11 protein-coding genes are annotated in these 12,259 nt (G+C 46.4%); all 11 read right to left on the bottom strand.

The genetic code is table 11. The features are described from left to right. Nucleotides 1-74 precede the first annotated feature (74 nt). A complete protein-coding gene (locus ETP43_RS05710; protein WP_129257349.1) occupies nt 75-3,200 on the bottom strand; it encodes an alpha-mannosidase in 3,126 nt (1,041 codons plus the stop codon). A 474-nt stretch (nt 3,201-3,674) separates the two neighbouring features. Beyond that, a complete protein-coding gene (locus ETP43_RS05705; RefSeq protein WP_022400121.1) occupies nt 3,675-4,931 on the bottom strand; it encodes a cation:proton antiporter in 1,257 nt (418 codons plus the stop codon). Nucleotides 4,932-4,967: 36 nt separating this feature from the next. Further along, nucleotides 4,968-5,321 carry a hypothetical protein gene (locus ETP43_RS05700; protein WP_164979605.1) on the bottom strand — a complete coding sequence of 118 codons (354 nt, stop codon included), beginning with the start codon at nt 5,319-5,321 and terminating at the stop codon, nt 4,968-4,970. 101 nt (nt 5,322-5,422) lie between these two features. Beyond that, nucleotides 5,423-6,709, bottom strand: a complete 1,287-nt coding sequence (gene rseP, locus ETP43_RS05695; protein ID WP_164979603.1) for an RIP metalloprotease RseP — start codon at nt 6,707-6,709, stop codon at nt 5,423-5,425. Then, entirely contained in the window at nt 6,706-7,857 is a 1,152-nt protein-coding gene (locus tag ETP43_RS05690; protein ID WP_129257347.1) for a 1-deoxy-D-xylulose-5-phosphate reductoisomerase, read from the bottom strand. Before ETP43_RS05690 ends, rseP begins: the two co-directional genes overlap by 4 nt. An 88-nt stretch (nt 7,858-7,945) precedes the next feature. Next, the gene (locus ETP43_RS05685) at nt 7,946-8,755 is read right to left on the bottom strand and encodes a phosphatidate cytidylyltransferase (RefSeq protein ID WP_022400125.1); all 810 of its coding nucleotides are present in this window, start codon (nt 8,753-8,755) and stop codon (nt 7,946-7,948) included. Between the two features lies 1 nt (nt 8,756). Further along, nucleotides 8,757-9,461, bottom strand: coding sequence for an isoprenyl transferase (locus tag ETP43_RS05680; protein ID WP_243114199.1), 705 nt, complete (start codon nt 9,459-9,461; stop codon nt 8,757-8,759). Nucleotides 9,462-9,538: 77 nt separating this feature from the next. Beyond that, a complete protein-coding gene (gene frr, locus ETP43_RS05675; RefSeq protein WP_022400127.1) occupies nt 9,539-10,090 on the bottom strand; it encodes a ribosome recycling factor in 552 nt (183 codons plus the stop codon). Nucleotides 10,091-10,126: 36 nt separating this feature from the next. After that, nucleotides 10,127-10,825, bottom strand: a complete 699-nt coding sequence (pyrH, locus tag ETP43_RS05670; protein ID WP_129257346.1) for a UMP kinase — start codon at nt 10,823-10,825, stop codon at nt 10,127-10,129. A gap of 21 nt (nt 10,826-10,846) precedes the next feature. Further along, a complete protein-coding gene (locus tag ETP43_RS05665; protein WP_022400129.1) occupies nt 10,847-11,092 on the bottom strand; it encodes a hypothetical protein in 246 nt (81 codons plus the stop codon). A gap of 124 nt (nt 11,093-11,216) precedes the next feature. Next, nucleotides 11,217-12,056: a DegV family protein gene (locus ETP43_RS05660; protein WP_129257345.1), complete on the bottom strand. Its 840-nt coding sequence runs from the start codon at nt 12,054-12,056 to the stop codon at nt 11,217-11,219. Nucleotides 12,057-12,259: the final 203 nt, after the last annotated feature.

The raw sequence follows: 12,259 nt of genomic DNA, 5'->3' as shown, positions 1-12,259 counted from the left end.
TTTTCCCTTATACGCAAGGATGTGCTGCAGTAGCGATTGAAAACCGCTGCCACAACACATCCCTCAATAATTTTTTATTTCTTTATACGGATCGTCTTGATCTCAAATGCATGGAAGTCTAACGGAAGCACTCCATTTTCCACCGGAATCTCTTCCTTGCAGTTTTCCAGCATGTCGCAAAGATAAACTTTTTCTCCCTGTAACAGATCCGATAAGGTAACCTCTGCGGTAACCGCAGCTTTCTTGGATTCATACAGACGAAGAATGATATCTCCGCTTCCGTCTTCAGCCGGTTTCATGGTATCCAGGATAACATTACCTTTATCAATTGTCAATGCGCTGAATGTCGGTGCTGCACCGCCGGCAACTACCGGTTTCACATTCAGTTCGTATCCCTGTCTTACCACATCACTCTCTGCAAAATTTCCTTCCCATGCAGTAAATGCATAAGTGAAATGATGTACTCTGTTGTCCGCACACATTTCCGGGCAGGTCGCTGCACGAAGCAGTGTCAGTTCCAGTGCATTTCCGTTCATGCTGATTCCATATTTGGAGTCATTCAGCACTGCCGCACCATGTGCGCCGTCAGCAAGTGCACTGTAACGATGGTTGCATACTTCAAACCGGTCTTTGTCATATGCTCTGGAACGGTGAGCCGGACGCTCTACGAATCCGAACTGCATCTCATTGATACCGTTTTCTGCATATACATTTACCGGGAATCCCGCTTTTAACAGACGGTGCATTTCTTTCCAGTCAATCTCTGTCTCGAACTCGATTCTTCTGCTGTCTGCTGCCAGACGAATATACTGGGTAAAGGTGGAGTTGCTGATCTCTCCGGTTACTTTCAGCACGCCTTCCAGACCATCTGCTTCCATGGAAACTGTAACATTTTTTGCTGCCTCAATTTCCTGATCGATATAGTTGGAATCGATATCCCAGGCATCAAACAGACGCGGTACATCTTTGTACAGATGGAAACGGTTCATCGCATCTGCAGCGAATTCTCTTCCGGACTCTTTCAGTACGAAAGAAATAACCTCGCCTTTTTCGTTTACGACTGCTTTTATCTGACTGTTTTCCATGGTAAATCCGCCGTCACATGACGCAACGGTAACCGCTTTTTCTTCTACCTGACCTTCTGCAGGAACCAGGGAAACCGCACCACAGGATGGTACTTCTACCGAAGCCTTTACAACATCTCCGATCTTCTGTACCGGTACTGCGATTCCATCCACGGTTTTTGCTCCGTTCGCAAATGCATCCGGTAGTTCTACCAGCATCTTTCTCGGGAAGCTCAATGAGTTAAATACGGTTACCGCCTGATCCTCTTTCTGATCGGTCAATGCGTTCAGTGCGTCTTTTTGCAGTTCGTCCGCACCATCCAGGATCTCATGGAATGCATTTTCTGCTTCCACATAAACTTTCGCGATACTGGATCCCGGAAGAATATCATGGAACTGATGTAACAGAAGTTCTTTCCATAACGCATCTGCCTTGGAAAGATTGTACGTCATGCCTTTGTTCATTGCCAGAACACTCCACAGTTCCATCTCACGCAGTGCCAGTTCACATTTTCTGTTATTCTGTTTTACCATAGCCTGAGAAGTGTACGTTCCTCTGTGAGCACTGAAATACAGTTCTCCTACATAGGTATTTGCCGGGCCGCCCTGTGCTTCCATATCATGGAAGAATTCCAGCGGACTTGCCATTTTTACTTTCACGCCGCCTTCGATATCTTCCTGGCGTTTTGCAGATTCGATAAAATCTCTTGCCGGACCGCCGCCACCATCTCCGTATCCAAACGGGAGCAGGAATGCATCCAGATCCTGTACCTGTACACGGTTCTTCCAGATGTTATTCACTTCGCTCGGATGTGTCCGGTAGGTATAACTTGTCGGTAAGAAAGAATCAATCTCACTGCCATCCATACCCTGCCAGGTAAAGTAATGATACGGGAACTGTTCTCCCTCGTTATAAGACCAGAAAATCTTCTGCGTTACCAGATAATTCACGCCACAGCCTTTCAGGATCTGCGGCAGTGCTGCGGTATATCCAAACGTATCCGGAAGCCATAACACTTCACTGTCCACGCCCAGTTCTTCTTTATAATAGCGTTTTCCATGAACCAGCTGACGAATCAGTGCTTCACCACTTGCCATATTCGTATCCGGTTCTACCCACATCGCACCATCTGCGATCCACTGACCGCCTTTGATAGCTTCTTTGATCCGCGCATACAGATCCGGATAATATTTCCGGCACATCTCATATGCTGCCGGCTGGCTCTGTACATATTTATATTCCGGATACTGCTCGATCAGACGCAGCTGTGCGGCAAAGGTACGCTCTGTTTTCCGATGCGTCTCCTCCATCGGCCATAACCAAGCCAGATCCAGATGTGCATTACCAACCGCATAAAATACCGGCATCGTAGAACCGTTCTTTGCTTCCATCAGCGATTTCAATGCTTCTCTCGCCTCTTTATAAGATGCAATACGTGCTTCTCTCGGCTGCTCAAAATCCACGATCAGTGTAAACTTCTCCAGCGCTTTTGCAATCTTTGCGGCACGCAGCGTCGTGGAATCCATCGTTTCCAGAAGACGTCCCAGGGTATCTACATCCATAAACAGCTGGTATGCATCTTCATTCCAGATACCATACGTGGATGTTCCTAGAACACATCTTGCTCCTTCTTTCTTCGGATCCGTAAATGCCCCCGGTAACACCGGTCCTGTCGCACAACCACCCGTCGGTGCTTCCGGATAAAAATGACCCGCATACGTTTCCATCAGGATCTCATAAGTGTCTCCCTCTTTTCCGCAGACAGCCAGACAGTTATCCTCGATAAACTGATGTGCCTCATCTACCCAAGCCGCACGATAATTACCAAATGATTTTCCATTGACAAACACGGTCGACTCCCCGCCGGCATCCAGGTCCATAACTATTCTCTTACCCTCTGCCCCTTTCGGAAGAACTACCGTCCCTTTAAACCAACAATACTCCCAGGTCTTACCCCAAGTAAACCCAGGCTCCACTGCTGTAAACTCCTTCTGCAGCGCCTCCTCCGGAGAAATATGATCCATCGTCCGAAAAGCCTCCCAACGAATCTCCCCCAGCGGTTCATAAAAATCATCCTGCAGAGTCCGCACCCAATGTCTGACTCTGTCCTTCCATTCCGAATGCATTAGTTTCATGCTACCTCTCCTTTTCTCGTAATAAACCCATTTCCATACATTTTTCCAGATATCCCCATCATACTATTAAAACGCTAAGATATCAATTTCTTTTTGTAAGAATTGCTAATTTTTTATCTATTTTTCAAAAGTTCTTTATCCCTTTCACAACACCATATCTATTTTCCCTCTTATCCCCTCCACTTTTTCCACAACTAACCATCTATTCCTCCGAGTCCAACCACCTCCCCCCTAAAATTTCCAGTTCTCATCCAACCACCAGAAACCGGGGGACTCACATAGAAAAACAGACACCCTTATGCTGATGCCCTTAGCACAGATGAGATCCAGCATTTACGAAAACTTAGGCTCGAGCGCTCTCGCGAGAGTCTTAGTTGTAGTTAATGCTTAGCTCAGCTGTGCGTTACCAGCGGGTGTCTGTTTTTCTATGTGAGTTCCCCGGTTTCGTCCGTCTTGAAAGAACTCATCAAATGTTTATTTTCCTTCCCTGAACTTACTAATCGCCTCATAATTCTTAGCAATATCCACATTCGGATCCAGCGTAGTCTCCGGTCCGCGTTTGAATACCGGTTTCAGCAGAATCGGCGCAATAATGGTCGTCAGGATAACCACAATAACAACCGGTCCCATAACCGCCGTCGACATCAGTCCCAGGCTCTCACCCTTGCTTGCCACGATCAGCGCAACCTCACCTCGTGAGATCATACCCACACCGATACGAAGTGCCTGATAATTCTTATAATGGCAAAGCTTTGCACCCAGACCACATCCGACAACCTTGGTCAGGATCGCAACAATCGTCAGAACAACAGCAAACGCAACAATCGTGCTGTTCATCTCCGGAAGACTTACCTTCAGACCGATACTTGCAAAGAAGATCGGGGACAGATATGTATAAGAAAGTACATCAAATCGGGATGCGATATACGGCTCTCTCTGCGTCATAGAAATGATCAGACCTGCAAAGTAAGCACCCGTGATATCTGCAACACCGAAAAACTGCTCTGCCGCATATGACATGAACAGGCAGAATACAAACGAAACAATAACGTGTCTCTGTAAACCTACGCCTTCTCCCGCACTCCATTTGCTGAAGAATTTGTAGAAAATAAATCCTGCGATTGCAACAAAGATGAAGAAACCAACGATCTTCAGTAATACGATGGAAATCTTGACCGATTCATCTGCCATACTTGTGATCAATGTCAGTGCGATGATACCAAGAATATCATCGATAACTGCCGCACCCAGGATTGCATTACCGGAACGTGTTTTTAACTTTCCAAGTTCTTTCAGAGTCTCAACCGTGATACTTACGGATGTTGCTGTCAGGATAACACCAATAAATACATTCTGTAAAAACAGACTGCTGGATGCATCCGATTCGAGCATACCCGGACGGTTAAAAAATGCTGCTACGGCATAACCGCCAACCAGCGGAACCAGTACACCGATCAGTGCGATGATCAGTGCGGATTTTCCACTCTTTTTCAGTTCCTGTACATCCGTCTCCATACCGGCACAGAACATCAGGACGATAACACCGACTTCGGCTGTATCACTGATAAAGTCAGTAGGTGTGATGATTCCCAGGATACCAGGGCCGAGGATGACACCTGCAAGCAGTGCACCTACCACCTGCGGCATACTGAATTTTCTGGTCAGAAGACCAAGAACTTTTGTTGATAACAGGATCAGACACAGATCCAGCAAAAATTTATACGTTTCCATTTTATTAAACATCCTTTCTATTATAAATATAAAATTTTATTCATAACAGAAACGATCCTTTTTTCGCCCGTCCATATCCTGCATATAGCGGATCACATAAACCATCCGCTCCAGATACTTCCGGCTGAACCTCTCAATCTGCCCTTTTCCAGAAAGCAGAATCCCGAGAAGCATCAGAAATTCACCCAGCGCCAAGTAATACAACAGCTGTTCGCCGTCCTGCGACTGTCGGTTTTCTTCTTTGCCCGGATTGAAAGGTCCGTTTTCATTTTCTTCTTTCCTACAGTCCACCAGTCTCATATGTTCCGAAAAGGAAGTGAGCACCGTCTCATCTTCCGAAAGCACCAGCAGAGAGTTTCTGGATGGCACCCTGACCTGAAAGGATCCCATAAGAAAGATAACCGCTAAACTATATATAATGATTTTTCTGATTTTGTCATTTTTCTTCATGTCATTTCATCATACTCCATTACGGTTCCACATCACTGTTTTTAAAACAGTCCTCTTACATCTTTAAATGTAACAAATACAAGCAGTCCCATTAGCAAAAGCAGTCCTGCAAAATGCACCATACCTTCTGCTTCCCGGTTCACCGGCTTTCCTCTCACTGCTTCGATCAGCAAAAATACCAGACGTCCGCCATCCAGTGCCGGAAGCGGAAGCAGATTAGCAACGCCAAGGTTCGCAGAGATCAGGATCATCATATTAATCATGGTCAGCCAGGTCATCAGCGCACCCTCACTCTTGCTTTCCTGATAAGCGTCTCCGATCACATTTACCACACCAACCGGACCGGACAGGCTGTCCATTCCCAGTTTTCCGGTAATCAGAAGTTTAAATCCTTCCAGTGTGCTGTTGATCCAGTAGCGCACTTCCAGGACACTGTATTTGATCACGCCGAGAGCACTTGTTTTCTCCCGACCAAGATTATAGGAAAATCCCTGTTCCACATAGTTGACTGCCTGCGGAGTCACCTCCACATCGTAGTCCAGTCCGTCACGCAGATAGGTCAGCGTCACTGTCTGATCCGACAGCGGATGATCCTCAAAATACTGGCTCAGCGCCTCTCCGGAAGCAACCTCATTGCCATCCACGGCACTGATATAATCGCCTGCCTGAAGACCCGCATCTGCCAGCGCACCACCGATCGTTACCGACTGGATCTGCGCCTGATTTTCATCCGGATTATAACTGAATCCAAGCATGTAGCGGTCTTCCGTTGTCGGATGATACGTCAGAGTTTCCTTTTTCCCGTCCCTTTTTACCGTGACGGTGATATCTTTATCTTCCAGACCTTCCAGTGTCAGATAGGAATACAGATCCCTTGCCAGGTAAATTTTCTTTCCGTCAAACGAAGTGATCAGGTCGCCTTCTTTCAGACCTGCCGCCTCTTCCGGTGTTCCTTCTTTTACCTGTGTGACTACCGGAGGATCATATCCGATAATACCTATAATAATCATTGCGCCGAAAAATGCAAGAATAAAATTAAAAATCGGTCCTGCGGCAATGACGGAAAACCGTCTCCAGACAGATTTGCTGTTAAAGGTTCCTTCCCCTTCATCCTCTCCGTCTTCTCCTTTCATCATACAGGAACCGCCGAAAGGAATCAGTTTCAGCGAATATCTTGTCGTTCCCCGCTGTGTCGACAGTATCCTCGGTCCCATTCCCACAGAAAATTCTTCCACCACGATGCCATTTGTCTTTGCCAGTAAAAAATGTCCGAACTCATGTACGATAATTACGATACCAAGGATCAGAACAGCGATTATAATACTCAAACACTCCACCTGCTTTCCATCCATTCATAGGTCTTTGCTTCGGTCTCCAGAATCTCTTCCAGACCTGGATGCTCGATCACCTGATGGCGGTCCATCGCCTCCCGGATGCTCCGGTAGATATCCAGAAAACCGATCTGTCCATGCAGGAATTTTGCAACGGCACGTTCATTTGCGGCATTGAAAACCGTCGGCATGCTGCCGCCTCTCCGGGATGCTTCCATCGCCATCGGCAGTCCTAAAAACGTCTCCATATCCGGTTCTTCAAAGGTAATCTCGGTCAGCGTCTTAAAGTCCAGCCGTTCTCCCGGAAGATACCGTCTGTGTGGATAATACAGCGCATACTGGATCGGCAGTTTCATATCCGGTGTGCCAAGCTGTGCCATCACCGCACCGTCCACAAACTCTACCATCGAATGAATGATACTCTTGGGCTGTACCACGACCTGGATATGATCCAGATCCACATCAAAGAGCCATTTTGCTTCCATCACTTCCAGACCTTTGTTGACAAGCGTTGCCGAGTCAATCGTAATCTTCTGTCCCATCGCCCAGTTCGGATGCTTCAGCGCATCCTCCACTTTGACATGTTCCAGATCTTCCCGCTTCTTTCCACGGAACGGTCCGCCGGACGCTGTGATCAGCAGTTTGTGGATCTCTCTCTTATCCTCTCCGTGAATTGCCTGAAAAATCGCACTGTGCTCACTGTCCACCGGAAGGATCTGTACACCCTTTTCTCTTGCCATCGGCATGATCAGATGTCCCGCTGTCACCAGCGTTTCTTTATTTGCCAGTGCGATATCTTTTCCCGCCTGGATTGCCGCGATAGTCGGACGGATTCCGATCATTCCCACAATCGCGGTCACCAGAATCTGGCTTTCTTCCATCTGTGCCAGTTCCAGCAGACCGTCCATCCCGCTGACGACTTTTACTTCCAGATCGCTGACTCTTCCCGCCAGAATCTTTGCCTGTTCTTCATCCCAGACAGCTGCCAGCGACGGATGAAATTCGCGGATCTGTTTTTCCAGCAGGGTGATATTGCTTCCCGCACTCAGTCCCGCTACGCGGATGTCTTTATTCTCTCTTACGACTTCCAGAGTCTGCGTTCCAATCGAACCGGTTGACCCTAAAATTGCAATTGTTTTTTCCATAGTATGTTCTCTCCTCCACGTTCTATGCTTCTTTTCGCGGATTTTATTTCCTTATTTTATTGCATTTCCTGTCTGTGTCTGCTTCACCTTACATCAGGGTGATCGCCAGCGCATAGATGACAGGTGCGGTAAAGATCACGCTGTCAAACCGATCCAGGATACCGCCGTGACCCGGAATCAGTGTTCCGTAATCCTTGATATTTTCCTGTCTCTTGATCGCGGATGCAGCCAGATCACCCACCATGGATACCAGTGCACCAACGCCGCAGATGATCGCATAGATCAACGGTGTATGTGCCGGATTCGGATTATACGATCCTGTCGCTACCGCATAGATAGCTCCCAGAAGTGCCGCACCGACAACGCCGCCGACAGCTCCCTCAATGGATTTTTTCGGGCTTAACACCGGTGCCATCTTGTGTTTTCCGATCAGGACACCCACACAGTACGCGCATGTATCGCATCCCCAGGAGCATAAAAAGATCAGCCATACCAGAAAAGCGCCACCCGGCAGTACACGGGTCTGATAAATATAAGAAAGCATCACGCCCACATACACCATACCGAAAAATGCAGTCATAATCTGTTTATTCTGATATTTTGGATAGGTAAATACAAAAATACTCATCATCACCAGTACACCAAGAATCACTGCTGGCAGATGATAACTTACCGGCAGATAGGCAACTGCCAGATAATAGATCACAATCTCCAGGTAGCTGGCAATCTCCAGTCCGTTTGTCTTTCCTTCATGGACGCCCGCTGCCCGATACAACTCCTGCATACCGATACAGGAAACTCCGATCAGAGTCACCAGAAGTACCGGTCCGGAACAGATAATCGTGGCAAGTGCCAGGATCACAAGGACGATTCCACTGATCAGTCTTGTCTTAAACATCCTACTCCTCCTTTACACCGCCGTATCTGCGGTCTCTCTCATTGTATTTTTCAATCGCTTTTACCAGTTCGTCCCTCTTGAAATCCGGCCACGGCACATCGGTAAAATAAAATTCTGTATACGCCAGCTGCCACAACAGATAATTCGACAACCGCAGTTCTCCGCTGGTACGGATCATCAGATCCGGATCCGGAATACCTGCCGTATCCAGATAATTCGATATCGTCTCTTCCTCCACCGGTGTCTCCAGTTTTCCTGCTTTCTGATCTTCTAGCATCCGGTTCACTGCTCTTGTGATCTCATCTCTGCTTCCATAATTCAATGCAATCTGAAAATGCAGTTCCGTAAAATCTTTGGAAAAATTCTCCAGCTTTGCGATACTCTCCTGAATATCCGGATCAAACGCGCTGACATCTCCGATCACTTTTACCCGCATATTGTTTTTCTGGGAAATCTTGATACATTTTTTCAGATAGTTGCGAAACAGCTTCATCAGCCCGTCCACTTCTTCTTTGGATCGTTTCCAGTTTTCCGTAGAAAATGCATAGACCGTCAGATATTTTACGCCCAGTTCTTTTGCCACTTCGCAGATGTCTTCCAGATTCTCGCATCCCTTTACATGACCGTAACTTCTCGGCATCCCTCTTTTTTTCGCCCAGCGACCGTTACCGTCAAGAATGATGGCAATATGATTTGGTACTCTCATACGATTCTCCTTTGTCATTGAAAAAGGGGCACCATACAATGGATCGTGTTCCATATGTTGATGCCCCTCAGCTTTTATTAAACAGTTAAGATTTCTTTTGATTTTACTTCGACTGCTTCATCTACTTTTTTGATAAACTTATCTGTCATTTTCTGAACAGAATCTTCCAGCTCAGCAATCTCGTCCTCAGACACATCTGTTTTTCCCAGCTTCTTCAGCATATCATTTGCATCGCGACGGATATTACGGATGGCTACTTTTGCAGCTTCTCCTTTTTTCTTAACTTCTTTTACCAGATCTTTTCTTCGTTCCTCGGTAAGTTCCGGGAAGATCAGGCGGATCACTTTACCGTCGTTCGTCGGGTTGATTCCCAGATCTGACATATTGATTGCTTTTTCAATTTCTTTTACCAGTGATCCTTCCCAAGGCTGGATCTGGATCATACGCGCTTCCGGTACAGAGATATTTGCTACCTGCTGCAGCGGTGTCGGTGTTCCGTAATATTCCACCATGATACGGTCAAGTACGTGAGGATTGGCTCTTCCTGCACGGATTGTTCCAAATTCACTGTCCAGGTTGGCCAGTGTTTTATCCATCTTATCCTGATATTTTACGATTCTCTCATCCATGTATATTTCCTCCTGGTCTCTCTTTCTATTCCGTTTTTAATCTACCAGAACTTTTGTTCCGTCGATCTCGCCTTTTGCAGCACGAATAATGCTGTTTTCTTCATTCAGTCCGAATACCATCATCGGCATCTTGTTTTCCATACACAGAATGGATGCTGTCAGGTCAACGACTGCCAGTTTCTGGTCAATGACTTCCTGAATATGCACGCTGTCGTATTTCTTTGCGTTCGGGTTTGTCTTCGGATCACTGTCATAAACACCGTCTACTGCTTTTGCAAGAAGAATGGTCTCTGCTTCGATCTCGATAGCACGAAGTACCGTAGTAGTATCGGTTGAGAAATAAGGATGTCCGGTTCCGCCTGCAAAGAACGCTACTTTCTTTTCTGCGAAACATGCATTTGCCTCATCTTTGGAAAACAGTTTTGTCATAGCTCCACAGGCAAATGGGGTAAAGATCTCAGTCTTCATTCCTACGGAACGGAAAATCTCAGATACATAGATACAGTTCATAACGGTTGCCAGCATACCAATCTGATCTGCTTTGGTACGGTCGATCGTCTCGCTGCTTCTTCCTCTCCAGAAGTTTCCGCCGCCGATTACCACACCGATTTCCACGCCTTCATCTACCAGTACCTTTACCTGTTTTGCAACTTCGGTTACGGTAGGTTCATCAAATCCTGTATGTTTGGCACCTGCCAGTGCTTCTCCGCTTAATTTTAACAATACTCTCTTCATATTCTCAGCTCCTCATCTGTTTTAGTCCTGTGTCAGTCCACTGACATAATCCTGTACTGCACTCGCATCAAATTCTACAGTTTCCTGCGTAGTGCCCTGTGCTCTTTCCACTTTCGCATAGATAGAATATCCGATCCATCCCACGAAAACCACACAGACAAGGGTAATTCCTACCATTTCCAGACGATGCAGGAATTTTTCTTTTTTCATCATCTTCTGGCGATTGGCTTTATTTTTTTTATAATTATCTACTTTCGCCTGACTCATAAGTGTGCTCCTTTGCTTTCTGTTTTGCCGCTGTCACTGAAACTTTGGACAGACGCGCATTTCATAACATCAATTATAGCATATCACACGTTAAAAGCAAAGAAAGTTTTCTGCAAATTCATAATTATATCACAACAATAATTCCACCATCGTTCGCATACATGGAACTGACTCCCGCGGTGTCGAGAATGATCACATCTTTCACCTGCATGCGCTCGAGGAGTGCTTCCTTAACCATCTGCGCTCTCTCCGGGCAGTTGCAGTGGGAGATGGCGAGCACTTTATCACTGCTGTGCGGCTCTCTCTCTTTCACATAATCCACCATTTTCACCAGGGCTTTGTTGATTCCACGCGCCTGATCCAGCTGGCAGATGCTTCCCTCCGGTGTGGATCCCATCACCGGCTTAATCTTCAGGGCAGACGCCACCAGCGCCTTTACTCTACTCAGACGTCCGTTCTTTCGCAGTGTCTCCAGATTCTCCAGTACAAAATAAGTATGCTGGGATTCGATATAGGCATCTACCGTCTCCACAACCTGTTCAAACTCCATACCGGTTTCCTCACATTCCTGAATCTTCAGGGCAATCAGTGTTTCCCCTACCGAAGCACTTTTTGAGTTAAATACATGGATCTTCTTTTCCGGATGTTCTTCCAGTACCAGATTTTTTCCGAGTTCCGCACTGTTATAGGAACCGCTCAGTTCAGAGGAAAGGGTAACCGCATACAGATGTTCCGCATCTGTCTCAAATCCTTTCTGATAAACCTCCGGTGACGGGCACGCAGATTTCGGGCACTCCGGATATGCTGCCACCTTTCTTAAAAAATCCGCCTGGTCAAACGTTTCATCATCCACGATGGTATCCGCTCCCACTTCGAGAGTCAGCGCCGCCGATGCAAAACGTTCGTCCTGTTTCATCTCGGGTGTCAGCTCTCCACAACTATCTACAATCACTTTAAATTTCATCACTGTCTGCCTCCGCCATTTATATTCTCTGCTGCTTTCTGCAGCTTGTATATGTCATCATGTCTTTTTCTCATCATCACAGGATTGCATCTTTTGTTTTTCAACTTTATTATACCCTGTAATCGCGCCTACCTGACATAGTTTTCAATACTACATTTTACTATAGCATATCTTCCAGCAAATGAAAAGAGATTTTCTATGTT

The sequence above is a fragment of the Blautia faecicola genome, assembly GCF_004123145.1.
Taxonomy (GTDB): Bacteria; Bacillota; Clostridia; order Lachnospirales; family Lachnospiraceae; genus Oliverpabstia; species Oliverpabstia faecicola.
The sequence above is the reverse complement of the archived record's forward strand: the minus strand, read 5'-3'. Positions and strand labels throughout refer to the sequence as shown.

Coding starts and splice junctions, on each gene's coding strand:
- ETP43_RS05700 (WP_164979605.1), bottom strand. CDS start 5,321: ATGGGATCCTTTCAGGTCAGGGTGCCATCCAGAAACTCTCTGCTGGTG.
- frr (WP_022400127.1), bottom strand. CDS start 10,090: ATGGATGAGAGAATCGTAAAATATCAGGATAAGATGGATAAAACACTG.
- pyrH (WP_129257346.1), bottom strand. CDS start 10,825: ATGAAGAGAGTATTGTTAAAATTAAGCGGAGAAGCACTGGCAGGTGCC.
- ETP43_RS05710 (WP_129257349.1), bottom strand. CDS start 3,200: ATGAAACTAATGCATTCGGAATGGAAGGACAGAGTCAGACATTGGGTG.
- ETP43_RS05660 (WP_129257345.1), bottom strand. CDS start 12,056: ATGAAATTTAAAGTGATTGTAGATAGTTGTGGAGAGCTGACACCCGAG.
- ETP43_RS05690 (WP_129257347.1), bottom strand. CDS start 7,857: ATGGAAAAAACAATTGCAATTTTAGGGTCAACCGGTTCGATTGGAACG.
- ETP43_RS05705 (WP_022400121.1), bottom strand. CDS start 4,931: ATGGAAACGTATAAATTTTTGCTGGATCTGTGTCTGATCCTGTTATCA.
- ETP43_RS05685 (WP_022400125.1), bottom strand. CDS start 8,755: ATGTTTAAGACAAGACTGATCAGTGGAATCGTCCTTGTGATCCTGGCA.
- ETP43_RS05665 (WP_022400129.1), bottom strand. CDS start 11,092: ATGAGTCAGGCGAAAGTAGATAATTATAAAAAAAATAAAGCCAATCGC.
- ETP43_RS05680 (WP_243114199.1), bottom strand. CDS start 9,461: ATGAGAGTACCAAATCATATTGCCATCATTCTTGACGGTAACGGTCGC.